The sequence below is a fragment of the Phaeodactylibacter xiamenensis genome (assembly GCF_965229835.1).
Taxonomy (GTDB): Bacteria; Bacteroidota; Bacteroidia; order Chitinophagales; family Saprospiraceae; genus Phaeodactylibacter; species Phaeodactylibacter xiamenensis.
The window spans coordinates 3,069,348-3,095,566 of sequence record NZ_OZ245931.1 but is presented as its reverse complement, the minus strand read 5'-3'; the positions used below and the strand labels follow the sequence as shown (position 1 = coordinate 3,095,566).

16 protein-coding genes are annotated in these 26,219 nt (G+C 53.3%); 12 read left to right on the top strand and 4 right to left on the bottom strand.

What is annotated here, in order from left to right; all coding sequences use genetic code 11:
* Positions 1–6: 6 nt before the first annotated feature.
* From ACO08I_RS11420 to ACO08I_RS11375, 10 genes are all read left to right on the top strand, one after another.
* Complete coding sequence (locus ACO08I_RS11420; RefSeq protein WP_421949362.1) at positions 7–1,467, top strand: DUF3375 domain-containing protein; 1,461 nt, start codon at positions 7–9, stop codon at positions 1,465–1,467.
* Positions 1,464–2,048: a DUF4194 domain-containing protein gene (locus ACO08I_RS11415; protein ID WP_044221348.1), complete on the top strand. Its 585-nt coding sequence runs from the start codon at positions 1,464–1,466 to the stop codon at positions 2,046–2,048. The genes ACO08I_RS11420 and ACO08I_RS11415 overlap by 4 nt, the downstream gene beginning before the upstream one ends.
* Positions 2,048–5,530: an ATP-binding protein gene (locus ACO08I_RS11410; RefSeq protein ID WP_421949361.1), complete on the top strand. Its 3,483-nt coding sequence runs from the start codon at positions 2,048–2,050 to the stop codon at positions 5,528–5,530. The genes ACO08I_RS11415 and ACO08I_RS11410 overlap by 1 nt, the downstream gene beginning before the upstream one ends.
* Positions 5,527–6,720 carry a Wadjet anti-phage system protein JetD domain-containing protein gene (locus ACO08I_RS11405; protein WP_421949360.1) on the top strand — a complete coding sequence of 398 codons (1,194 nt, stop codon included), beginning with the start codon at positions 5,527–5,529 and terminating at the stop codon, positions 6,718–6,720. Before ACO08I_RS11410 ends, ACO08I_RS11405 begins: the two co-directional genes overlap by 4 nt.
* 130 nt (positions 6,721–6,850) lie before the next feature.
* The gene (locus ACO08I_RS11400; RefSeq protein WP_421949359.1) at positions 6,851–8,761 is read left to right on the top strand and encodes a tetratricopeptide repeat protein; all 1,911 of its coding nucleotides are present in this window, start codon (positions 6,851–6,853) and stop codon (positions 8,759–8,761) included.
* A 107-nt stretch (positions 8,762–8,868) separates the two neighbouring features.
* Positions 8,869–9,795, top strand: a complete 927-nt coding sequence (locus ACO08I_RS11395) for a pseudouridine-5'-phosphate glycosidase (protein WP_421949358.1) — start codon at positions 8,869–8,871, stop codon at positions 9,793–9,795.
* An 800-nt stretch (positions 9,796–10,595) separates the two neighbouring features.
* Positions 10,596–11,858: a sensor histidine kinase gene (locus tag ACO08I_RS11390; RefSeq protein ID WP_421949357.1), complete on the top strand. Its 1,263-nt coding sequence runs from the start codon at positions 10,596–10,598 to the stop codon at positions 11,856–11,858.
* Between the two features lie 16 nt (positions 11,859–11,874).
* The gene (locus ACO08I_RS11385) at positions 11,875–12,651 is read left to right on the top strand and encodes a LytR/AlgR family response regulator transcription factor (RefSeq protein WP_421949356.1); all 777 of its coding nucleotides are present in this window, start codon (positions 11,875–11,877) and stop codon (positions 12,649–12,651) included.
* Positions 12,652–12,775: 124 nt separating this feature from the next.
* Positions 12,776–13,012, top strand: coding sequence for a hypothetical protein (locus ACO08I_RS11380; protein ID WP_421949355.1), 237 nt, complete (start codon positions 12,776–12,778; stop codon positions 13,010–13,012).
* Positions 13,013–13,082: 70 nt separating this feature from the next.
* Complete coding sequence (locus tag ACO08I_RS11375; RefSeq protein WP_421949354.1) at positions 13,083–19,856, top strand: gliding motility-associated C-terminal domain-containing protein; 6,774 nt, start codon at positions 13,083–13,085, stop codon at positions 19,854–19,856.
* A gap of 3 nt (positions 19,857–19,859) precedes the next feature.
* Here the strand turns inward: ACO08I_RS11375 and ACO08I_RS11370 are convergent, their stop codons facing one another.
* The gene (locus ACO08I_RS11370; RefSeq protein ID WP_421949353.1) at positions 19,860–21,407 is read right to left on the bottom strand and encodes an AAA family ATPase; all 1,548 of its coding nucleotides are present in this window, start codon (positions 21,405–21,407) and stop codon (positions 19,860–19,862) included.
* A gap of 243 nt (positions 21,408–21,650) precedes the next feature.
* Here ACO08I_RS11370 and ACO08I_RS11365 point away from each other — a divergent pair, with 243 nt between their 5' ends.
* Positions 21,651–22,091, top strand: a complete 441-nt coding sequence (locus tag ACO08I_RS11365; protein WP_421949352.1) for a hypothetical protein — start codon at positions 21,651–21,653, stop codon at positions 22,089–22,091.
* 163 nt (positions 22,092–22,254) lie between these two features.
* A complete protein-coding gene (locus ACO08I_RS11360; protein ID WP_421949351.1) occupies positions 22,255–23,349 on the top strand; it encodes a hypothetical protein in 1,095 nt (364 codons plus the stop codon).
* Positions 23,350–23,532: 183 nt separating this feature from the next.
* On the opposite strand, the gene ACO08I_RS11355 is transcribed toward ACO08I_RS11360, so the two are convergent.
* From ACO08I_RS11355 to ACO08I_RS11345, 3 genes are all read right to left on the bottom strand, one after another.
* Positions 23,533–24,525, bottom strand: coding sequence for a hypothetical protein (locus ACO08I_RS11355; RefSeq protein WP_421949350.1), 993 nt, complete (start codon positions 24,523–24,525; stop codon positions 23,533–23,535).
* A gap of 90 nt (positions 24,526–24,615) precedes the next feature.
* Positions 24,616–24,924 (bottom strand): hypothetical protein, encoded by a 309-nt coding sequence (locus ACO08I_RS11350; RefSeq protein WP_282783464.1) that lies wholly within the window; start codon positions 24,922–24,924, stop codon positions 24,616–24,618.
* 42 nt (positions 24,925–24,966) lie between these two features.
* Positions 24,967–26,196, bottom strand: coding sequence for a class I SAM-dependent rRNA methyltransferase (locus ACO08I_RS11345; protein WP_282783462.1), 1,230 nt, complete (start codon positions 26,194–26,196; stop codon positions 24,967–24,969).
* Positions 26,197–26,219: the final 23 nt, after the last annotated feature.

Genomic DNA, 26,219 nt, shown 5'->3' with positions numbered 1-26,219 from the left:
ATAATTATGGAGGACCGCTTTTCAAATATAGACGAAGTGAGCAGGCTGTTGGAAGACCACAGCGCGGTGCGGCTGTTGCGCAAGCAGCATGCCCCAATGATTGTGGCTTTCCTGTGGCGTGCCTTCCGCGAAGAGCGCCGGCAGGCCTACGGTAGTCAGGAGCTCAATACCCTATTGTCTGATTTCCTGTTTGCGGCTAACGAAGGTGCTGGGGAAGGCGGGAAACCCTACCCCCGCACTTCACGGCTTTACCTGGAAGACTGGACCAAAGACGGCTTTTTGCGGCAGTACTACGAAGCCGGGGCTGCGGAAGCGACCTTTGAACTTACCCCTGCCGCAGAGCAAGCTCTGGTCTGGATAGCCGAGCTGGACAAAAGGGAATTTGTAGGGGCGGAGTCCCGGCTGCTGCAGCTCTTCAATATGCTGCAAGATCTGACCTACGGCAGCTCCACCGATGCACAGGCCCGCCTGGAGCAGCTGCTGGCACAGCGCCTGGAGCTGGACCGGGAAATCATGGAGCTGGAAGAAGGGCAAATCAACCGCCTTGACCCCACCCGTATGCGCGAACAGCTTAAATTGATTGAAGAAACGGCAGCCAAGCTGCTGGCTGACTTCCGGCAGATTGAGGAAAACTTCCGGCAACTCAACACTAAGGCCCGGGAAGAGCAAATCAACCGGCAGCATAGCCGGGGGCAGGTGCTGGACGAGATTTTCTCCGCTCAGGACGCTATCATGGAAACGGATCAGGGCAAGACCTTCACTGCCTTTTGGGCTTTCCTGATGGATCAGGACCGGCAGGACCGGCTCGACCAAATGGCTGCGCAATTATTTGAACAGCCCGAGCTGGAAGCCTACCGCAACCACTCTGTCCTGCCCCGCCTTAAAATCCTCCTGGTAGAGGCTGGCGAACGGGTAGACCGGACCACCACCCGGCTTATCGAACAACTGCGCCGGTTTTTGGCCTCCCGTACCTTTTTGGAAAACCGCCGTGCCGGGCAGGTTATTGAAGAAATTGAGCAACTGGCGCTTCAGGTCAAAAACGAACCGCCTCCTCAGCGCTTTTTTAGTGATATTGCTGGCAAGCCTGCAGTGAACCTGGTGATGGAACGCCGCCTTTTTCAGCCTGCCGATGAGCTGCAGCTGGCATCCGATCAGCCGGTAGCGGGGAATGCCGTCAAAGTCCTTACAGAGGGGCTTTACAATCAAATGTACATTGACCCTGAGGAACTGAAGAACAGAATACAGAAAATGCTGCGGGGCAAACAGCAGGTGAGCCTGAAAGAAGTGGTGGCCCACGCCCCGGTGGAAAAGGGGCTCAGTGAGATAGTGGCCTACTTTGGGCTGGCTACGCAGTGGGAACCCCACCAAAAAGCGGTCATCAATACCGGGCAGCAGGAAAAGTTGTTTTATGAAAGCGAGGGACAAACTTACGCCGTGGAACTGCCCCAAATCTTATTTTTGAAATGAGCGAACCAACTGTAAAAGCGGAAATCCGTGCGCCGGCCATCTACTTGCTCAAGGGCATCCTGTACCGGGAGCAGCACCTTGATGCCTGGAATCTGCTGCTGAGGTACCGGGAGCGCCTGCGGGCTTACTTCGAAGTGCTTGGGCTGGAGCTGATCGTGGAAGAGGGGGACGGGTATGCCTATTTGCGGCAGCAACCGGAGGAAGAGGAAGCTGATCCTCAACCCCGCCTCATGACCCGACGCCGGCTAAGCTACCAACAGACGCTCCTTATTGTACTTTTGCGTAAACGCCTCCTCGAGTTTGAGTCGGAAGGCAACGAAGTCAGGCTGGTGCTCCGCTACAGTGATATCGCCGAGATGATGCGCCTGTACTGGGATGATACGGCCGCCAACGAGCGCAAACAGGAGGACAAGCTCCGGGCTGATATCAAGAAAATGATCAGCTTTGGCTTCCTGCAGACGGTGCGGGAAGAAGACCGCTACGAAGTGAGCCGCATCCTGAAAGCCTACGTCCCTATCGAAAAACTGAACGAAATCCTCGGACAGCTCAAAGCCTACGCTGAAGCCCAAAAAGAATCCTGATGCTATCTCCATCTGAAATACCAAGCTCCCCGTCCGGTTACCGGCTGCACCGCCTGGAAGTCCTCAACTGGGGCACTTTCGACAAGCATATCTGGGAAATAAGCCCCAACGGGCAGAACGCCCTGCTTACTGGCGATATCGGCTCCGGGAAATCCACACTGGTCGATGCCATCACGACCTTGCTGGTGCCACAGCAAAAGATCACCTACAACAAGGCAGCCGGAGCTGAAAGCCGGGAGCGCAACCTGCTGAGCTACGTGCGCGGTGCTTACAAAAATGAAAAGGTCAACGCGGCAAGCAAAGGGCGGGATGTGTACCTCCGGCCCGATAACAAGCACCTGACCTTGCTGCTGGCTGTGTTTGTCAATGCCGCGCAAAACGATTTCGCTACGCTGGCGCAGGTTTACTGGATGCAGGATGATAGCGTCAAACGCTTTTACGTGCTGGCTGAACAGGCTCTGCAAATTGACCCCGACTTCAGCAATTTCGGAACAGATATCCGGCAGCTCAAAAAGCAGTTGCGCAAACAGCGGGGCGCCGAGCTGTTCAATAGCTTCAGTGCTTATGCAGACCGCTTTCGGCAGGTTTTTGGCATCCGGCAGCCTGAAGCCCTGGAGCTGTTTTACAAGACCGTCTCCATGAAATCGGTAGGCAACCTCACGGAGTTTGTCCGGGAGCAGATGCTGGGGCAGACAAATATTCAGGAGGATATCAATGAGCTGGTCGCTAAATACGCCGACCTAAACACCGCTCACCGATTAGTAGCGCAGGCCAGGCAGCAGCGCGATCTCCTGCAGCCTATGATTGAAGAAGCGGACGAGCGCGGGAAAGCACTGCATAAAATTGGTGAGCTGGAAGCGCTTTTGGAGGAAATCCCCGGCTATTTTGCGAAAGCAAAACTGCAGGCCGCTATCCGGGGTATGGGGCGCCTGCAACAAGACTGGGAAACCCTGGAGGCAGAAATGCTGGCTTTACGGCAGCAGGAGCAGGCGGCACAAGAGGAGTTGGCTCGCCTGAAAGCAGCCCGGGACAGCCTGAATGTTAATCAGCAGCTGGCTCACATCAAACTGCAAATCAAAGAGCTCGGGGCAGAGCGTGCGCGCCGCCAGGATCAGGCCCGCACCTACGAAGACCGGCTCGCAGAACTTGGTCGTTTCCTGCCGAAAGGGCACGGGCTTCCACTCGGGATGCCGGAAGACGTAGGCGGTTTCATGGCACAGAAACATCAGTTCACGGCGCAACGGGAGCAGGCGCTGATAACGCTGGAAGAACTGCAGGATGCCCGGGATCCCTTAGCTGTTCGGATAGACAAACACCGGGCACGCCTGGAAGAGCTGGACAAGGAGCTGCAATCCCTCAGACAAAGGCCCACGCAAATTCCGCAACGCAATTTAAGGCTACGGCAAAAGCTGCTCACCGGGCTGTATCTTACGGAAGAGGACCTGCCCTTTGCGGGTGAACTGCTACAGGTGCTCCCGGAAGAGGCTAAGTGGGAGGGGGCAATCGAGCGGCAGCTACGGGGCTTCGGCCTTAGCCTGCTGGTACCCGACCAACACTACGAAGTTGTCAGCAATTATCTGGATCGCATTCATCTCGGTGGAAAACTGGTCTATTTGCGTACCCTGCCTCATCCGGACAGGGATAGCCGCGAGCCGGAAGCCAACTCTTTGGTGCGCAAAGTGCAGATCAAAGCGGATACCCCGTTTTACGAATGGTTGGAAAAGGAGCTGATCAGGCGTTACGATTATACCTGTTGCGACACGATGGCTGCGTTCCGGCGGGCGCCCCGGGCGCTTACCGTCGAAGGGCAGAGCAAAGACAACCGGGTGCGGCACACCAAAGATGACCGCTATGATGTCAACGACCGGCGGCAGTATATCCTGGGCTGGAGCAATAAGCCTAAAATCAAGGCTCTGGAAGCGGAACAACTGGAAGTGGAGGCGGAATTAGCTCAGGCGGAGGCCGAGTATCAGCGATTGCGCAATGCAGAACGGGCATTGGACAAGCAGCGGGGTATACTTGAGCGGCTGTTGGAGTACCCCTCCTTTGAAAACCTGAATTTCAAGCCCTTGATTATCCGTATTCAGGAGCTGCGGGAAGAGCAGCAGCGCCTGGAAGCCGGCTCAGAGGAGCTGCGGCATCTGCAGGAAAAAATAACAGAGGCGGAAGCTGCGGTAAGTCAGCTGAGTGCTCAGGTTGGCGTAAAGTTTGAGCAGAAAGGTGTCCAGAAAAACGAACTCAGGCAATTGCTTGGTGCAATCACGGCATTACTCCACCAAACCGGATTGCCGCCACTCCCTCTGAGCGCATTGGGCGAAGTGGTCACCAATGAGGCGGCGCACAGGGTGTTTAGCGATTGCAGGGCAGTCACGATACCCCAACAGGCACCTTCCGGCCATTTGCAAAAGCACCTGCCTGAGCTGAGCCCGGAAGCACCGGCCGAAGCGTGGGCACAGGCGGAGCAGAAGCTTAAAGAAAAAATTGAAGGCAATAATGGGATGATCCGGAAGTACCGTGATCAGGAAAGCCGGCTGGCACAGCGTATCGTCAGGCAAATGACTACCTTCAAGCAACAGTTTCCGGAGGAAGTCATAGATGTGGATGCGGACATCCGGTCTGTGGATGAGTTCCGCGAGCGTTATGTGCGGTTGCAAAAGGACGATATCCCACGCCATGAGCAGCGCTTCCGCGAGCTGTTGCGCACCAAGACCATACAGAGCATCCTGATGTTCAAGTCGAAGCTCGACACTTTTGAACAGGACATTAACCGCAAAATAGAGGAAATCAATCAGCACCTGCGCGAGATCGACTACAATCCCGGTCGGTTCATCCGCATTTCGAAGGAGCCGGTTCACAGCGAGGATATCAGTACCTTCAAGCAAGACCTGAGGGCCTGCCTGTCCAATACATATGGAGATGTGGCCGACGAAGATCTGTATACCGAAGAGAAATTTGAGCACGTCAAAAAGCTCCTCGACCGTTTCGCCGGGGGGACGGAGGAAGACAGCCGCTGGACAAAGAGGGTGACTGACGTAAGACAGTGGTACACCTTTGGTGCCGAAGAGCTTTACCGGGAGACCAACGAGCTGCATGAGTATTTCAGTGATTCTTCAGGTAAGTCCGGTGGGCAAAAGGAAAAACTGGCCTATACGATCCTGGCTTCCGCCATTGCCTTTCAGTTTGGTCTGGAATGGGGGCGCTCCCGCAAAAGGTCTTTCCGCTTTGTCGTGATTGATGAGGCCTTCGGGCGCGGTTCGGATGAGAGTACGAGGTACGGGCTTCAGCTGTTTGAGCGGCTTAATTTGCAGTTGCTTATTGTGACGCCGCTGCAAAAGATCAATGTCATCGAAAAGCATATCTCGACGGTGCACTACGTGTCCAACCCCAACGGGCAATCTTCCATGGTACGCAACATCAGTATTGAGGAGTACCAGGCAGAGAAAGCAGCCCGGGAGCAAACCGTTAATACTTCAAAGTCATGATTACCGAAAAAGCAGCCCTTCAGCAGCTGGAAAAGTGGTGGCCAAAGGTGTTGCGGGCCGGATTGGAGCAGGCAGATTACTTTCCGCGCTCCCTGAGCCGCATCGGCAAGCCTCAAAAAAAGGAGTGGATAGAAAACTTTGAGCAGGTACGATCGGCACAGGAGCAGTGGCTGAAGCGCAGCCAACCGTATAAATCTAAAGGCTGGAGCCTAAGCTGGGAAGAGCGCGACTACCGCAGCATTGGTCGCAACCGCTTTATCCACAGTATTGATGTGGCAACCCTTGAAGATTATCTGTACCTGCTAAAGCGCGGGCAGGCTTATGCTCAGGTCATGGCAGATGCAGCTATGATAGCCGGAGCAATCCCTGGGCTGCAGTCCTGGTGCATCGCTTCTCCCCTTGATGTGGAAAGCCATCACACCCAATGGAATGGGCTGTTAAAAGTAGTCCGTTACTTCATGGAGGAGCACAGGCCGGGGCAATATTACATCCGGGAGCTGCCCCTGGATATCCCCACCAAGTTTATTGAAACCCATAAACGGCTACTCATCAGCTTGCTGGATGAAGTGCTGCCGGGGTCCCGCATCAATGATCAATTTCGGGGTGTGCGCCATTTTGAACAGCGCTACGGGCTAAAATACCGGCAGCCGATGGTCCGCCTCCGGCTAATGGATGTATCTCTGGCGGATCAGTATTTCTCCGGGGTACAGGATTTGGCGTTGCCCCTTGATGCACTTGCACAGCTGAAGTTGCCAGTGCGCCGGGCCATTATTTTGGAAAATAAGACCAACTATGCCAACCTGATGAATTTGCTAACGCTCCCGCAGGCAAAGGAGACGATTGGTATTTTCGGAAGTGGCTTTGGGGTGGGAGCGCTATCGGAAGTGGCCTGGCTATCAGAAGTTGAGCTGTTCTACTGGGGAGACATTGACGCACACGGGCTGCAAATCCTCTCCCGGTTGAGGTCCCACCATCCTCATGTCCGGCCTTTCCTGATGGATGAGCAGACGCTGAAGGTATTCGCGGAATACGTTCATTACGATGCCCCATACAGTCCGGCCGCGAGCTTGCCCGGGCTTAATAATAAGGAGAAAGCCTTGTTTGAGGAGCTCAATGCCCGACAGATGAGGCTGGAGCAAGAGCATATCCCCCTGGCCTATGTCAAACAGATCCTTGAGGCGTTGTTTTAATGGTTCTACCCGGTTTTAAGACCACAGTAGTGGCTTTTCGTATAAGAATCATCTGCCAGGTTATTCTGCATTAATACCGGCTTCTGAAAAAACTGCTATTTTGAGCAGCGATGTATCAATCTGGATCATTATGGCAAAACGGAAAATGAAAAAGCAGTCGTCAAAGGCAGGCAAGACCAAAGTTAAGCGTTCCGGCTTTTGGCGGCGCTACGCACTGCCCGGGCTGCTGTTGTTCGCCCTGCCTTTTTTACTGTACGCCACTACGCGTACGTTCGGTTATGTGCTGGACGATGTGCTGGTGTTGTCGGAGAATAACTTCGTGAAAAAGGGACTGGCAGGGATTGGTGATATTTTCACAACGGATAGTTTTACCGGTTACCTTGGCGAGCAGCGGGAACTGGTAGCCGGTGCCCGCTACCGCCCTTTGTCTATCGCCACTTTTGCGGTGGAGTATGCATTCTACGGTTTGAATCCGGGCAACAGCCACCTGATCAATGTCCTTTTGTACAGTCTGACCGGTCTGCTGATCTTCCGGTTGCTGGCTATCCTGATCCCGGGGAAAAAAGGGCAGGCCTGGTACGAAAGGCTGCCGTTTTGGATTGCGCTGCTGTTTGTGCTACACCCTATACATACCGAGGTGGTTGCGAATATCAAGGGGCGGGATGAAATTTTGGTACTGCTGCTTTCCCTTAGCACGTTGTACTTCAGTCTTCGCTATGCCAAACAACAGTCCTGGTTTGCGCTGCTGCTATCAGGCGGGCTCTTCTTACTGGCTCTACTAGCCAAGGAAAATGCCGTAACCTTCCTCGCGGTTATTCCGCTGAGTATCTACCTGTTTACCAAAGCTGAACTGAAAACCGTGGCCATTAGTGTGCTGCCGTTATTGCTCTCTTTTGGGCTCTATTTAGGGATCCGGGTCAATGCGGTGGGGTATTTGTACAATCCCGGTCTGGTCGTTTCGGGCATTATGAACGACCCCTACGTGGAGACGAGCGTAGCCGAAAAGTATGCAACGATCACTTATACCCTGGGGCAATACCTGAAGCTATTGGTTTTTCCGCACCCGCTCACCCACGATTACTACCCTTATCAGGTACCCATTCTCAGCTGGGGGGACTGGCGGGTCCTGGTATCACTTGCCGCCAATCTGGTACTGTTGGGCTGGGGCATCCGGTCGTTCCGGAAGCAATCTATTCCAGCCTGGAGCATTCTGTTTTACTTTTCTACCCTGTCCATTGTATCCAATATTGTCATTTCAGTGGGCGCTCCGATGAACGAGCGGTTTGTGTATGTTTCTTCTCTGGGTTTTTGCACCTTATGGGCTTATTTGTTCCTTGTCCGGCTGCCTGCCTGGCAAAGCCAGCTTACATGGGCCAAACAAGCCGGTCTGGGTATTTTACTGGTTACCGCTTTAGCTTACGCGGGAAAAACCTACGAACGCCTTCCCGCCTGGAAAGACGCCATGAGCCTCAATCGTGCTGCAATTAAAGTGTCAACGAACAGTGCGCGGGCCAACAGCTATATGGCTTATTCCCTGTATCAGCGAGGCTTGCAGGAGCAGGGCGCACAGCAACTGGCTACGTATCAGGAAGCGCTTCCTTACGTGAACCGGGCGCTGGAAATCTATCCGGAATATTCCGATGCTTTGACTTGTAAGGGAGGTTTGCTTGGTGGGCTGTATCAGCAGAACAGGGACCTGGATCAGCTGTTGGAAGGGTTCTACGAGATACTAAGTGCCCGCCATGTCAACTTTATTGATCAGTATATGGTCTACCTGAATGGCCGGGAGGATGGACAGCGACTGGCGCGGTTTTACCATCGGGCGGGGTATGAATTAATGGGTAAGCAGCAAAAGCAATATGCTTTGGCGCTGCAGTACCTGAATTACGGGTTGGAGGTAAGCCCGGACAATGTGACCCTCCTTGAAGATTTGGCAGAAGTCCATGCGCTGGCCGGCAATACCGGGCAGGCACAACAGATGGCGAGGCGGGCTTTGCAGCTCAATCCGCAATCTGAACGGGCAAGGGCTATACTTCAGTAGGTGGTAGGGGAGTAAACTCTGTTTCTCTGATGATGAAGAAGTCTTTACCTTCAGTATAGTGCGAAACAGCAGGATAGTACTCTTAAGGATCAGTAAAACATCAAGTTATGCAGCTCAATCCGCTCGTCAGCATGTCGCCGGTTGTGAAAGCCGCCCTGCAAAATGGCCAACCCGTAGTCGCCCTCGAATCCACCATCATCTCCCACGGCATGCCCTACCCGAAAAATGTGGAAACGGCTCTGCGCGTGGAGGCTGCTGTGCGGGAGAGCGGTGCTGTCCCCGCAACCATAGCGGTGATCGGTGGACAATTGCGGGCCGGGCTTTCCGAATCAGAAATTGAATACCTGGGCAAAAAAGGTACGGCGGTGTCCAAAGTCAGCCGCAGGGATTTACCGGTGCTGGTTGCCCGGGAAGGAGATGGTGCGACCACCGTAGCCGCTACCATGATCATCGCAGCCCTGGCGGGCATCCGCGTATTTGCTACCGGTGGCATAGGCGGGGTGCACCGGGGGGCGGAAAGAACGATGGATATCTCCGCCGACCTTCAGGAACTGGCGCGGACGAATGTGGCAGTGGTCTGTGCGGGCGCCAAGTCTATCCTCGATTTGCGCCTGACGCTGGAATACCTGGAGACCATGGGCGTGCCGGTGCTGGGCTTCCAAACGGATGAACTGCCGGCCTTTTATACCCGTACAAGTGGTTTGCCGGTTGATTACCGGATGGAAACGGCATCGGAAATTGCGAAAGCATTACATACCAAATGGCAGCTCGGGCTACATGGCGGTGCCGTCATTGCCAACCCCATTCCGGAAGCCTTCGCTATGCCGCAGGAGGAGATGGACCGGGTCATTGGGCAGGCTATTGCAGAAGCAGAGGAGCAAGGTATAGTTGGCAAAGCGCTCACCCCCTTCCTGCTTTCCCGCATCGAGCAACTGACCCAAGGCAACAGCCTGGAAGCCAATATCGAATTAGTGCTGAATAATGCGCGCCTGGCGGCAGCGGTAAGTGGAGCGCTGGGTAGTTTGTCCGGATAAACCACCCCTGGATTTTCAGAAACTGTCTTGCCAGAATGGGGAATTCAACAATGTTTATTAGTTTTAGCACTATATGAGTTGAAAAAGCTCACCTGAAACTCCATCCACCCGGCTGACTGACACGGTAACAGTCTAAACTCAAGGTTATGAATAATGGCAAAGTACTGCTGTTTTGGGCAGTGGTGGTATGGTTTTACGGGCCTGTGTGGGGGCAGGAGGATAGTTTAAGGCAAGTTGCCGAAATAGCTGTGGATAAAGAGTATGGAACCCTTACCAAAAGAGAAACAAGGCTTATTATCAGTTTTGCTGACACACTACTGAGTTTAAATAACCAACAGGCTCTTGATTTTGTCGAGAAGGTTATTCCTCATACTCAGGCGGTTGATGATAATGGGGTTAGTGAAATGCGGGCAATAATAGTCTATGCAAGTGGGTTGATAGCGGCGAACGAGCTGGATAGCTGTATTTCCATTTTAAAGCGATCAATTGCAAGGTTCGAAAAACCAGATGAGGAAAAATCATACCTTGATCTAATTGGAAACCTGTATCAGTACCTGGGCTTTGCGTACAGAGATAAAAGCGATTTTGTAAAGGCATCTGAAAGTTTTAACACCGCAGCTAAATACTTTGGTAAAAGCAATAACCAAAAGAATCAGATGTCATCGAAATATAATCAGGCCAATTTGTTGACCCGGCTGGAGAATTATAGAAGGGCTGAGAAGAGTTATAAGGAGTTGCTCGATATTACCGACAATCCGGTAGTTCATGGCGTAGTATTTTCCAGCTTGGGAATCTTAAATATGAAGCAGGGGAAACATGCAGAGGCTTTGGATTTTTTACTGAAGAGCAAAGCGCTGATTGATTACGCCAGTGAGCCTGAGCTCATCTACCTGAACTTAGGCATTGCTTATATGAATCTTGAGCGTTATAATATGGCAGAGGAAGCCTTGGCTCAGGCAGCGGCAATCTGTAAGGAGCGGAGGTTAAAAAGGAGTTTTTTGCTGGTCTGGAACAACTTTGTTAAGCTGTATTACAGATCGGGTGACCTCGGCCGGGCGCGGGAATTTCTGGATTTGGCAGAAGATCAGGTTGCCCCTTCTAATCTAACGGAGCAGGCGGTCATCTACGAAATGAAGGCTAAAATTTATGAAGAGGAAAAAGACTGGGAGAATGCGCTAACCTTTTTGAAGATGAAGCAAATTTACACGGACAGTATCGAGTCCATGGAAAAGCTGGAAGCTATCACCGAAATCGAAACCAAATACCAAACCGAACAAAAAGAACTCCAAAACCAAGCCCTGCAGCGCGAGAATGAGCTGCAGGCTAGCATCAACCGCAATCAGCGTATGGGGCTAGGTGGCCTTGGGCTGGGTTTAATTGCTCTGGCCGGCTTATCCACCTTCCTCTACCGCCAACGGCAACGCATCCAAGCCCAGAAATCCCAAATCGAGCTCCTCCACCGGGAGCAGCGCCACCGCATGATGAACAACCTCGTCTTCGCCAACAGCCTGATGAGCCTGCAGGTCAACCGCCTAAAGGAACAGCCCGAAGCGCAGCAGGCCGTCAAAGAAGCAGATGCCCGCCTGCGGGCGATGTCAGTCCTGCAGAGCCGCCTCCACCACGATGGGGAAGGGCAGAAAACGGTTGCCATACGCGAGTATCTGGAAGAAATCACTACCGCTCTTCAGCGCAGCTTTGGCAGCCCGGAACAGCCCCTGCGTATCCACCTGCAGGCACCGGATGCTGAGCAGGTAGACGGGGATGCCGCCATGCGCATCGGCCTCATCGTCAATGAGCTGGCGACCAACTCCTGCAAGCACGCCTTTGCCGAGCAGCCCAACCCTGAAATTAATGTAGCGTTGCAGCCTGAAACAGAAGGGCATTACCGCCTTATCTACACCGACAACGGCAGTGGCCTGCCCGCCGACTTCCAGGTAGATACGAAACAGTCGATGGGGCTTTTCCTGATCCACAACCTGGTCAAACAGCTCAACGGCCGCATCGCCTTTTCCGGTGAGAAAGGCACCCGCGTGGAGTGTGAACTCAATTTGAAAGCCGCATAAAAAACCCTTTGCCAAAATGAAAGCCGCAAGCATTTTACTCGTCGAAGACGACCATATCATAGCCGCCAATCTGCAGGAACAACTGGAGCAGCAAGGCTACCGCATCACCGGCCACGCCACCAACAGCGATGAGGCTATGGCGCTTTTCCAAAAGGAGCGCCCCGACATCGCCCTGCTGGACATCGAGCTTAATGGCAGCAAGCTCGACGGCATTGAACTGTCCATCGCCCTGCACAGCATTTCCCCCCTGCCCATTCTCTTCCTCAGCAGCCACGACAAGCGGGAGTTTGTAGAGCGGGCCAAACGGGCGCCAATGGTGCAGTACGTCCTCAAATCTGCCCCCATTGAGCAGCTTCTGATTGCGCTGGATACGGCCTTTGCGACTTTCTATTCCCGCCGTCCCGCCGTTGTGACAACTGTACCGGCCTCCTCCGGCAGCAGCTGCGCCCTGTACGCCGCTCAGGATTTCTTCTTCGTCCGTCAGGACTACCGCCACGTGCGCGTGGAAGTCGCCGACATCCGCTGGATAGAAGCTAAAGAGCACGCCGTTAAAATCGTGACCGACGCTAAAGCCATTGCCTTTTCCGTCCGCCTCAAGAGTTTCCTGGAACAAGTACCTCACCCCGCCCTTATGCGCACCCACCGTTCCTGGGTGGTCAATACCCGTCATGTAGTGGCCTACCACCGCGGCCGCGTGATGGTCCGCTACCGGGAGGGGACGCAGGAAATCCCGCTGAGCGACAAGTGGCGGGAGTCGTTTTTGAGCGGGCTGCCTAATTTGCGGGCGGATTAGTGGGGAAGGATTGGGGGTTGGTGAGGATGGAGCGGAGGTTGTTGTAAATGGTGCCATTTTACAGGATACCCAAAAGCCGGGAAGGTAAAATAAACTCTATTTTATTAACTAAAATTTTTGAGTGATGCACACCTCCATCATCAAAGTCTACAACGCCCGCTACGGCAAGTGGGAGCAAAACGCCAAGGTCGTGCTGTTCTGGAACGGGCTGCTCAACTCCGGCTTCAGCAAAGCGGTGTATACCAATGCGCAGGGCGTGGCCGAAGTACAGCACGCCTCCACTGGCATGGCGGATGTGCATGTGAATGGCAAGTTCAGGGAGAAGCTGCGTACGCCGGGTGCGATTACGATAACGATATGAGTGGATAGCTTTTGTACCGCTGAATAACGAATAGGCCTTCTGATTTTTAGAGATAAGAACCTTAGCAACTATGCAACCCCAAATTTACACCACCCTCTTAAGCCTTTTCCTGCTCACCCAGCTGAGCCTCACCGCCCAGCAAGTCCAGCTGCAGCCCCCCGGAAACCTCAGCGTTTGCGAAGATCAGACCTTCCAATACACCATCACCGGAGGCACCAACGGGCTGCAAGACGCCACCCTGACGCTTGGTCTGCCCTGCGGCATCACCTACCAGGCCGGCAGCATTAGCGGCGGCACCGAGGAAGCGATTGGAAACCCGTCGGAGCCCGTCTTTGCCTTGCCGGAAGTGCCTGCAGGCGATACGCTAAGCCTCACCCTGCAAGCCGATGTCAGCTGTCAGGCGCTGCCCTGTATTGATGCGGGGGAGCTGTTTTTCATCACCGCAGAACTGGAACACGCCAATGGCAGTCAGGGCTTCGCCTCCGACCCCTTCAATGTGGAGACGGCCAACCTGCTCATCACTAATGGCGAAAACCTGTACTGGCAGGGGGGGCTCAATGATTTCGTGTTCCGTATCCTCACCGTCCGCAATACCCGGCCGGGCAGGGTGGCTAGTTTTGATTTTCTGGATACCCACGTCAGCAGTATCTCGGTAAGCAGCAACGATGGAGAGACCCTCATCGAAAACGCGGACACCCTGCTCCTGCGTTTCGGCCCGCAGGACTTCGCCCAAATTGGCAATGGCGATGGCTGGTTCGATTTCAATGAGGAGCTCACTATAAGAGAGCTGGTACGGGTGGTGGACTGCGCTGCGGAAACCCGCGATGCCCTCTCCGACCTTTGGGTGCGCTGGGGCTGTGGGGGCAGCTTTTGTCAGGCGCGGCGGGCGAATGCGAAGGTGGAGATTATAGATGTGGTGGAACAGGGGAATGTGTTAGGTTTTTTTGAAATCCTAGAGCAGCCAACCTGCTTCGATGGAGGAGCCGCAGCGCAAACCCTTCGCGTACGGCGCAATAACCAATCTACCGGTCTGATGGATTTTGTGCTCAACATCCGGCAGCCGGGCGAGGGACGGGGTATTTTGCTGGGCAGCCTGAATAGTCCCTTTCTGGATTCTGTCGTTTACCACGAGCCTTTGCTGAATACCTGTGGGGATAGTGTAGCCCATGCCGTTACTTTGCACTTTATCAATCCTTTGCCACCACCAAGTTTCGGTTCGCAATTTGACATCACATGGGCGACCAGTATTTGTGAGCCTGGACAGTGCAATTCTGCGGCTTCTAACTGGACCTACGATTACGAATACATCAAGGAGTGTGCAGCGCCGGATGATCGCTTTGTTGACGGGGAGGGAGAGGCTGGAAGCGGAGATCCTTTGATCACCGGAGCCCTTTCCATAAGCGGCGCTTTGCAGAATAACAACCCGGTAGACATCGTCTATGCGATCAGTGGCATCAATCTTAATGGTGTAGAGGGAGAGCTGAACGTGGAGCTGGCTTTTCCTACTTCTCTGACTATACAGCCCACTGATTTTGCCCTGGCGGGTGTCTTGCCGGTCAGTCAGGAGGTGACTACAGATGTTGTCAATAAAGTAAAACTGACGTATCCGCTACCCATTGCAGGTTGGGGCCCATATACGCTTACCGTACCAACGATTTTGGATTGCAATATGGCATCAAATTTACCCTGTCTTCCAATTATCTTTTCAGATTGTTTGGACCCCTGCCCGGTAGGAGCCGTCAATCCTTTAAGTCTAGTGGCGGAAGCAGTAGTAGTAGCAGACGAAAACTGCAGCGACATCGGGCAATCGCGCACCTGTAGCGATATATTGGTACCCCTGCCCTGCTACGAGGGGGTCTGTTATGATACGCTGGCTGGCTACCTTGATTATAATTTTGAGGCTGTCCGCACCACCTTGGGCTGGCCGGATAAGGATGGCGATGGGCAGCCCGATGAAGATGGAATTTATGACTTTAGCCAAATGCGCCTGGACTACCTGGCGCCCGGGGATACTTTCGAACTGCGCGTCGATGGCGTAGTGCAAACAGATGTACCGGGTACGGAGCTGGAGTACTTTACGCTGGAAGTCGGTCACAAAGGGTTTGAAGTGACGAACTTTGTAAACGGAAACAGCATGCTCACTGCTCCAACGGTCAACCACATGATAGGCGAGCAAAAAAAGATTGCCGAATTAAGCAATACCCTCCTCCTTTTTGATGCCTCCGAATCGGTATGGTATGAGGTCAATGGCCTCGACCGTATTTTCTGGTCTCCCCGCGATGTCTTTTTGTACGACCTTTCTGTTCCTGTATTGCGGACGTTGAATCCCGCGATACCGGAAGGATTTAAATATACAGCGGGCGACTCTGTCAAAATGGTGGTGAAGCAGCGGGTGGATGCTAATTTAGATTTAAGTGGATCAGGTACGATCAATCCACCAAACAGTTCCACATTATATTCGTCAATACGGTTTGCCTTCGATTACGATACCCGTACTTACTTCGGACAAAGCCCGATTGATGCGACTCGTCCATTAACTACCTGTAATTGTCAGTCGCAGCGGATAGAAATTGCGAATGTAAGATTATGGCAAGTGCCTTCTTTAGGAAGTGATCGAAGTGGTAACTGTCAGACTGCTTCACCTAACTCTACCGGACGAAGGTTAGTCTCAACCCTCTCTTTCCCTTTTCCTGGTGAGATCAAACCTTTTCACCGGGCTACTCAGTTTCGGGTGCCCAAGGTGGCGGGCATAGTGTTTGATTCCCTGGAGTTAAGGCAACAAAATACGCCTCCTGTATTCTTACTTCCCTATGATTCTGCAGAATATGTGCTTTTTGATGTGCCAGAGACGTTCCCTTTTGTTGGTGTGAATAGTAATTATCACTTTCAGCTATCGCTGCACCGCCATTTTACCGCTTGTATAGCTGAATGGGGGTATCAGAGTGGAATGTTGCCGTTTGAAGTCATGTTAGAGCGGACATCAATTGGCACCCGTTTTTTTCCGGCATCTTATACATTTAATGTCGGTAGTGTTGGGCCATATCGTGATGCAGTTGACATTTGCGACTTGCCACTGCCTCAATCCAGCGTTACTTCCTTCTCCGCCGATTTTGAATATGAGTTTCCTTTTATAGCAAGAGTGGACAATCAAACTAACCTCCCCTACGACAACCTCTACCTCCGCCCCGTCTACCCCACCACCGTCTTCGACTCCATACAAGTTGTCAATGCGGAGACCGGGGAGGTATACCCCGAAGTCAACGGCATCTTCCAGCTCGGTTCGGTGGTCACGCCGGACACGCTCAACTTGCAACTCCGCGGCCGCTCCAGCAGCTGCGGCACCGAGACCATCCGTCTCGACTACGGCTTCGACTGCTCGCCTTTTACCGATCCGGCCCAGGAACCCTGTGCATTGGAAAGCGAAACCCTGACCATCGACTTCCCGCCCGGGCTGATCGATATGCAGGCGGAAGAGGAAGACCTGAGCGCCGACCTCTGCGATACCATGCCGCGTACGCAGGCGCTGCTGTTCAATGCAGGGCTGGGGGCCGTCTACGAGCTGCAGGCGGAGGTCACCCTGCCGGCGGGCATGAATATCCTGCCGGGCTCCTGCGCCGTGGAATACCCGGCGGGGAGCGGGCAAACTTATCCACTACCTGACCCCGAGCTGTTGCAGGGGCGCACCTTTATCTGGGATTTTGCAACGGCCTGGCCACTCATTCAGGAGCAGGGGCTGTCGGGCGTCAACAGTACGCCGGGCAATAGCTTCTACCTGCAGTTTGATACCGAGACCAACTGCGATTTCATCTCCGGTACCCGCATCCTCTACCGCATGCGGGCGGAGCAGACCTGTAAAGAGCCCACCAATACGGTAGCCAAGGTCACCGGGCGCTACCAAATCGAAGGCGTGGAGCCGCCTTATGCCTCCAATCTCAACGTCAACTTATCGGGCAGCCTCAACTGTGGGGACACGCTGGCGCTGAATGCGACTTTCCAGTACCCTGCCAATACGGATGCCAACCTCTACGTCACCCTGCCGGTGGGCATGGCCTACGTGCCGGGCTCCACAGCGGGCAATACCGACCACCCGGAGCCAACCTTGCAGGACGGGCAGCTCAAGTGGACCATCAACAGCCCTTCGTCGGATGTGACGCTGGCTTTTAGCATCGTAGCGGAGGAAGGCATCGAATGCGCCGTGCCCGTCCTGAGCCATTTCACCACCACCAAGGTGCCCGCCATTTGCGTAAGTGAGGGGCAGCCCTGCGAGATCGAGGTGGTGACCGGTGATGCCAACCTGCCGCTTTCGGTGGATAAGGCGGCCTATGAAATAACCGACATCTCTGCCATGGCACCTTCCAGCCTATCCAATGACTTGCAGCTGGAGGCCACCATTACCAATATCGCTGACCCCAACGGGCTGCCTCTTCAGGCGGCCTTATACCTCGACCTAGACGGGGATGGCGCACTGAGCCTGCCGGATTCAATGCTGCAAATGCTGACATTGAACGGCATTGATCAGGCTGGCGGCAGCACTCAGCTGAGCGCTTTCCTTCCTAATCTGCCCCGTCAATACTGGTGCCGGCTCTTGCTGGTCCTCGAAGCGGAGGCCAACTGCGCCTGTCAGACGCTGACGGTCCCTGTTTCTGGGGTGCCGGTCATTAAACCTACTACCGTCAGCCTGTGCTGGGACCAATCCGCCGAGCTGGGCGTCGACCCGCTGACGGGCTATACCTACCAATGGTCGGATGCCGATGGGCTAAGCTGTACCCAATGCCCGCAAACGGTCTTCTTCCCACCGGAAACGACTAGTAACCAGGTACTCTACACCTTTGAACTGCAGGAAACGGCCGGCAACTGCACCATCACCCATCCCTTTGAGGTCACGGTCAACCCGGAGCCCTTTATATTTTCTGAAGACATCACGATTTGTCAGGGCGATACGGCTTCGCTCATCGCTTCTTTGGGCGAGGCCTTCGCCTGGTCGGGCCCAAATCTGGTCATCGACGATGAACAGGCCGCTCTTGCCGCCCCTGACAACTCCGCCGTATACACCGTCAGCATTACGGATAATCTGGGGTGCACGGGTATGGACTCTGTGATGGTCGAGGTGCTCCCTGCCCCGGCCCTGCAGGGCGATCCGGTACAAAGTTTCTGTTTTGGGCCGCCGGCGCAGTTGCAGGTCAGCGCGGAGCCCGGCACGGCCTATGAGTGGGTCAATGCAGATGGCCGCCTGAGCGATATTTACAGTCTGAGCCCGGTGGTGGAAGTGCAGGAGGATTATACCTATCAGCTACAAGCCGATAATGGGGTCTGCACCCGCTCGTTTGCCGTATCCGTGGACTTTTTCGAGGCGTTTGAAATCGGCGGCGTGCCGGACACTTTACAAGCCTGCCTGGGCGACACCCTTTCCGTAAACCTTACCGGAGGGGTGCAGTATAACTGGTCTGGGGGGGAAGAGGTGATCTGCGCGGGTAGCAACTGCGCGGAAGTGAGCATCCCGGTACCATTTAGCGAAAGCAGCTTCCTGATTGCCGCCACCGATAGTGCTCAATGTGAAGCAGAGCGCCTGCTCACTATGCAGAGCCAGACCGACACCATTCTGCCAACGCAAACCGAAAGCATCTGCTCAGGCGACAGCATCAATATCTTCGGGGCCTGGGTCAGTGCCGCCGGGCTGTACTGCGATATCACGCCTACGGTTGGTTCCTGCGTCCGGGTGGAATGCCTGGACCTGGAGCTGCGCCCTACCTGGTCTACCGATGAAAGCGCCGCCATCTGCCAGGGCGAGGCCTACGACTTCTACGGCACCCCCCTTACCCAACCCGGCCTGTACACCGAGCCCCTCACCGCCAGCAACGGCTGCGACAGCCTCATCACGCTCGACCTGAGTGTGCTGCCCGCCGTTTCTGAAAGCCTCCAATCCACCATCTGCGAAAGCGATACCCTCTTCTTCGACGGGCAGCCCCTGACCGGGCCCGGCACTTATACGGCCGAGTATCAAACTACTTTAGGATGCGACAGTATCGTGGAGCTCGAGCTTACTGTGCTGCCGGAGTTTGAAACAGAGCTGGCCGAAGTGATTTGTGAGGGAGAAAACTACCTGTTCAATGGGCAGGAACTGAGTGCTGCGGGCACCTACGAAGCCGAACTGCAATCCCAGGCTGGTTGTGATTCCCTGGTGGTGCTGCAGCTGTCGGTGGAAGCCCTTTCGGAGTCCTTTTTCGATACCACACTCTGCCTGGGCGAAGTGCTGGACATAGGCGGAGCGACTTTCGAATCCGCGGGCGACTACACCCTTCAACTTACCGATGCCAACGGCTGCGACTCCACCGTCTACCTGATGCTGGATTACTACCCGCCGCCCCTGTACGAGGTGGAGGCTGCGCCCGACTTTGGTTACGGGGACGGAAGCCTGTCTCTTATCCTATCCGACAGTACACACACCCTGACCTGGGAAGACGGCAGCACCACTCCGGAGCGCACCAACCTGCAGGCGGGCTTTTACTACGCCAGTATTGAGGACGAATGGGGCTGTGTGGCGGAGATCGAGGTGGAAGTCCCGGGCGGTGACCTCCTGCTGGCTATGCCCAATACCTTTACGCCTAATGGCGATGGGGCGAATGATTTCTTCAATGTAGTCGGCAATGCCGAAGCACGGGTGGTCGCCTTCCGCATCTTCAACCGCTGGGGGCAGCAGGTGTACAACAACGAAAACCCCGCTCAGGGCTGGGACGGCACTGCTAATAGGCAGCCGCAGCCTACGGAGGTTTACTACTATCAAATTGAGGTACAAACGCCCGATGGAGTGTGGACGCGGCAGGGGGATGTGACGCTGGTGCGGTAGGGGCTAAAGTGCTTCCACCTCCCAGCCCGCAATCCGCCGTTCCTGCCCATCAAAGTGGACCCCGATTCCCAATACCCGCTTGCCGCTGCTGCGGAAACGCTGCGCGTAGTCGCGTTCCCGGATTTGCTGAAGCGCCTCGGTAGCCGTTTGGTGGATTTTGAATTCAAAAATATAGATGGCCTGCGGCATCTGAACCACCGCATCGGCACGCCCGCGGGCAGAGTGGACTTCGCTTTTGCAGTAGAGCCCCAGGTAGTTAAATAAGATGTGTACCAAGCCGTGAAACAGGCCCTCAGACGTTTTATCAAAGGTTTCGTAAGGCAAATCTGCCAGCACGCTGTCCAGGATATCCCGCACCTGCTCCAGGTTGTCCTGAGCAAAAGCCTGCTGCAGGTCGTGGACCGTGCGGCCGGTATTGTGGCGAGTCGGCTCGGGAGAGAGCTCCTGCAGCAGAAAGGCGTACATGCTTTCGCGTACTTCTTTGTTAGGGTAGTGCAGCACATATTCACCCGTCAGCAGGTTAGCTGATTTTACCGTCAGGTAGCCAGACTGGAAGAGCAATGGGACAAGCGCGATATGATCCAGGTCGAAATGTTCGAAAATAAAGCTTTTGATAGGCACTTCTTCCATAGCATAAAGCTGCTGCTGCCGCATCTGCTCAACAATCAGCCGTGGGGTCCCACTTGCTGACCAGAAGTTCATGAAAGCTTGCTGATCCAGAAAACTAATTATACCAAAAGGGTTATAAACCTTATTGCGGCCATCCCAGGAATAGCCGTTGTACCACTCCCGTATTTTGTCGAGTAATACCGCAGTGGATAGTTCTAATGCCTGCCCGGCTGCGTACAGGTGGGGTTCAAAATAGTATTCCAGCTCTGATTGCGTGTAGCCCGTTAGTGTGGCGTAGGTGCGGTGCAGGGTAAGGTCGGAGAGGTTGTTCAGGTTAGAAAAAATTGAGACTTTGGCAAACTTAGAAATACCTGTAATGAAGATCAGTCGGAGGTGCTCATCGGCACTTTTGAGGACGCCGTAAAATTCGCGCAGCAGATCCCGGTTGGCTTTAGCTTGACCGATGTTTTCTTCGTTAAGATAATCTGTAATGGGTTTGTCGTACTCATCGATTAGCAGGGCTACCTGTCCGTGTTTGGCAGCAATTTTCTGTATCAATTCTGCAAGCTGTTCTTTGCTGCCCAATCGTTCTAACTTCAGGTTGAAAGCTTCGGCTTTCATCCTGAGGTGCAACTGCAAAGCTTCTTCGAGCCCTCTCTTATCATAATCGATAGCCTCAAAAGAAAAATGAAGCACTGGGTTCGTCTGCTGCCAGTCCCAGCGGTTCTCGATCCACAAGCCCTCAAACAGCTCCCGCTTGCCTTCAAACAGAGCCTTTAGAGTAGAGACGAGCAAAGATTTTCCGAACCTGCGGGGCCGGGAAAGGAAGTAGGGCTTGCCCATCGTGACCATGCGGTGGATCAGCTCGGTCTTGTCTACGTACACATAGCCGCCTCTGCGCAGCTCGCCAAAGTCTTGTATGCCGATGGGCAGTTTTTCCATAGATGTAAAAATAAGAAACTTAAGGGTAATGCGCTCCTTCTAAAGTGCATAACGAATTGCATTACTTAAATGCAGAGGGTTGCCCTCCGGTATTGATAGCCGGTGGTCACTTCGTATGGTATAATAAATTTTCGGTATTAGTTCCTGTGTTGGGCAATTTGTTTTACACACAATTGAATATCACCGGATAAGCTTTACATTTGTTTCCAGTCATGATAACTGTTAGCGTATAAAAATATCGATATGCCTAATGCTCACATGCCCCCCGATTTCCTGCAGCCCTGCCTGTTAAGTATCGAAGAAGCCGTACTGAAGGCCTATAAAGATCACCCAAAACTGGAAGACAAAGACATCGAGGTAGTCTACGAACAGCTGCAGCGGTTTTTCAAAAAGCTCGCCGGAGGCGCAGAGCTGGAGGAGCCCCATTCTACGATTACCCGTAAGCAGGCTCTGATAGAGTCGATTACCCTGGCACTTGCTGTCCGTGAAGAGTTTGGAGCAGATGAGCATTTGCTCCAAAATGACCAATATACACTGGGAGGCAGAACCATTCCGTATCTGGAAATGCTCTACGCCACTGCTTTTACCTATCTGCAACGCTCTGCCCGCTTTTGGCGTAAGGAAAGAGGGAAAAGAGGCTACCTGAGTTTCATTGCGAGCCAGTTGCCGGAACAGGAGCTGTAGGATAAGACTACATTTCGCCTAAAGTATTACAACCACAAAAGAAAAGATACGACGAGCATTGGTTTTGGAAGCTATGGGCAGCGGGGGCGCTCCCTCATTCCCCAGTCTTATAATATTGAAATTCAGTTTTTTAGGCTATATTTAGGGGTAAACCCCAGATATCATGTCACAACACTTCAAAGTTCATCTTTTGACAGCAGCTTTGGTATGTACACCACTGCTGTTATTCGCTCAGGATACATTGATAACATTCTCAGGAGATACCTCCCTTGTTCTCATCGAGCAGTATGATGAGGAAGATGTGTTTTTTCGTCGGTTGGACAGTCGGGAGAGCCTCCGTCAACTTGGCATGCGATTTGTCTCCCACATCTTATACCAGGATCAGCAAAACAACACTAATTATTACGCATTTGTAAGCAGCAGTTATCTCCACTCCATCGACACTTCTGGTATTCTCGTCCTGGTTACGGTAGAACAGGAGACTTATATTGGACGTATTATTTCCATTCAGGATGATACCGTGCAGTTTGAATCTGAGCGTACCGGATTCGTCAGTATCCCGAGGCAAAAAATCAGTAGAGTTGAATTGGCTGCAGAGAATCTAATCCTTAAAAACGGAACAGTGTGGCGGCAACACCCAAAACCCACTCATTACTTTTGGAGCCCAAGTGGCTATGGCTTGAGTGCTGGTGAGGTCAGCTATCAAAATTTTCTTATAGTTTATAATCAGATCAATTTTGGCATTACGGACCGCTTTTCAATGGGCGCATTCTTATTCCCCTTCTTGAACCCTTTTTCAGAGGACTTATTGCTGCCCGTTTTGATTACTCCAAAAGTCGCTTTCCCGGTAGTAGAGGATAAATTTAATCTTAGCGGAGGAGCCATTCTGGGGACAGTTTTTGGGGAAAGAAGGTTGAACATCGCCTTAGCTTATGGATCGGCAACCTATGGCAACCGGAGCCGAAATATAAGCCTGGGAATTGGCTACGGGGGCTTTGGTGGAAAATGGTCAAAAGCGCCGTCCTTGTCTCTCAGTGGTCTGTTTAGAGTCAGTCAGAAGACTTCTCTTCTTACAGAAAATTTGCTCATTAGCACTTCTGAGGAGTCAATGTATCTTGGGTTTCTTTCGATAGGCGCGCGTACAATCTGGCCAAAAGGAACACTGGACTACGGAGTCTTTTTTCCTGTAGGGCTGGAAAATGCTGCTACCTTTAGTCCTTGTTTAGGATTTAGTCTGCCGCTAAACAAACGGAAATAGTTTTATCAAGTATGTGATATACAAGCCCCATCTCACCTAAAAAGTACCGCTTTCCACAATGGGTGTATCCGATAAGTTGCGGCGGTGGGTTGCTCCAGTCGCGATTGTAACCACGTCTCCAGGAATGAAACAGCTAAGAAAGCGCCCTCATCGGTCTGCAAACCCATGAGGGCACCTGAGAGATTAATCCACCCGCTCAAATACCAATGAACCGCCGGCTGCCCCAATGGCAGTGTATTCCAATGTGGTTGCATTGGCTGCGAGGACCAGGTTGCACTGCGCATCAAATTCTCCTTTTTCGATAAAGCAGAAGCCTTCGGGAGCTGTGCCGGTCACCGCACAAGCTTCCGAACGGCAGCCGGGGTCCGCCTCAATCGTCGAGGAATACGTCAACCGCTGGTTGTTGTAATGGCTGATTTGGTCACCCTCAATGATGATTTCATACCCTTCGTCGGTCGTAGAGCGCCAGCCGCCCTGCATCATGGCCATTAGGTTGGGTGAAGGATCGCTGAGTGTGATCTCACTCACCCTTGCTTTTACAGATTTCAACGCAGGGTTGTCGCTGCTGAGTGTGACATCGCCAACGAGCTCCATGGCGGTCTCACCGTCTGCACCTGGCTCAAAACGGATGCTCAGCCCCTGACCGGTAAGTTTTCCATCCTTCCAGTCACTAACGTAGCCGCCGTAGTCCCAGCCAAAGCCGTAAAAGTCAAATGGCTTGCCATTGAGTTGCTCCATTTCCTCAAGGGTGGTGCCAATGGTGATGCCGTTGGGGGTGGACCAGTCAGATTGCCCGTCCTTGCCATAGATGCTGACATAGCTGGGCCGATCGGAGCCCATTGCAGCATCCCAGTACAAATCCACCCGGTTTTTACTGTCTTTGAACAGGACAATGCCTGGCTCGAAAATACCTTCGCCCAGGTGGATGCTGTCCTCCTGCGCCAGATCACCATAAACTTTCAAGACATCAGCGGCAGTAGCTGATGCCAGGTCAACAAGACCTACCCGTGTGCCAGGGACAATTGTGAAATCGAGCCTTGGGTCTGCTTCGGTGGTTACAGCGGTAGAGTCCTGCTGATCAGATGCCACAGTGCCCTCCGAAGAGCCGGATTGGCAGTTAGATAGCCCGAAGGCAAGCAGGAAAATGCACAGCGAGGTGAGTAGTGGGTTCTTCATAAATCTGTTCAGTTTGAAAATGATGTATAATACGCTGCAAGTGGAGGGGAAAGCAGCGCATCAAAAATACATCACCCAACTATGAAGACCCTATTTGTGCTGCTTAAATTTTTCCAGTAGTTGAGGGGAAACGTTATCTGTGCCGTACATTCCATCCTCTTCGATCAGGGTGCCGTTATCATTACTATCAGTCTTGATGAGGAATAGTGTGGAGCGGGTATTAGGGCTGCTGTCTGCACCTTCAAAGTGGAGCACCTGCTCTACCTCAAAATGGTCGGGGGTAAATGTCTTATTTAAGTCTTCGCAATAAATGCGGTCGCGTTTCAGCGTGAATTCGTGGTCATAGCCCTCTTTTTTCAGGGCCTGGGTAGCTTCTACCAGGTTGTCAAAATGTTGCATTGGCTTTTCTGGTAGAACGGCTGTTTCGGGACCATGTTCGCCCTACTGCTGCGCTTCCAGGTAAATGGCTTTCAGGTAGGCCCCTTCCGGGAAACCAATGGGGTGGTCCGTATCGTGGTAGGTGCGCCTGCTTTCGCGGAATTGTCGGGGGTGATTGTCCAGCACTTCCAGTACAGCTTCGAAGAACTCCGGAGCGGTAATGCGGCTTGAACAGGAAGCGAGGAGGAGCAATCCCTTCGGAGCAACAATCCCGGCTGCCAGGGCAGCAAGCTGGCGGTAAGCCTGCAGGGCTTTTTCCCGTTCACTGCGTTGCTTGGCAAAAGAGGGTGGGTCGACGATGACAATATCAAAGCGCTGACCGGTTTTACTCAACTGCTCCATCTGCTCAAAGGCATCGCCGGTCAATGTCCGGTGGCGGCCTCCCAAATGGTTTAGGGCTACGTTTTGGGCAGCCATCTCAAGGGCTTGCGCGCTGATGTCCAGGCTGGTTACGGCTGTTGCGCCTCCTGCCAGAGCGTGTACGGAAAAGCCTCCGGCGTATGCGAAGACGTCAAGAACGGTTTTCTCTTTCGCCAATTCTCCAATGCGTTTCCGGTTGTGCCGGTGGTCGAGGAAATAGCCGGTTTTATGGCCCTTTACCACATTAGCGGAAAACAACAGCCCGTGTTCCCGAAATATGATTTCCTCCTTTTCCAGTGTGCCGTGAATGACCTGGCCGTCAGACAATCCGTGGCAAAGATCAGGGCGGGCCTGCAGGTTGCGGCTCAGCCGGAGGACAACAGTGGTGCATTCGCTCAAACGGAGTAGGGGAGGCAGTACCATTTTTAAATAAGGCAGCCAGATAAACGAATAAAGCTTGAGGACCAGCACCTGATCGTATACATCGGCTACGAGGCCCGGCAGCCCGTCATTCTCTCCGTAGAGGAAGCGGTAGCTGTTGGTATCGCTTTCCAGGAGGGGCTTCCGCCGTTCGTAGGCTTGCTCGATTTTGCCCGAAAACCAAAGGGCATCAATCCGTGCCGGCTGGCCAAACTGCAGGGCTTTAATCCGGATAGGGGAGTGGGGGTCGTACAAACCTGCTGCGAGGAATTTATCTTTTTTACGATCAAAGATAATCGCCAGGCTGCCAGCTATGCCTTTGGTATTTTGTTTAGTGATGGCTTCCTCAAAAACCCAGGGATGCTCCCGCCGAAGTGCGCGTTCCGCTGCCGGCTTGACTTGGATAGCCAGGCGTTGAGCCGGCGGGTCAGGCAAATGTGCTAATGTCTCCATTTGGCAAAGGTAAGGCACTCCCC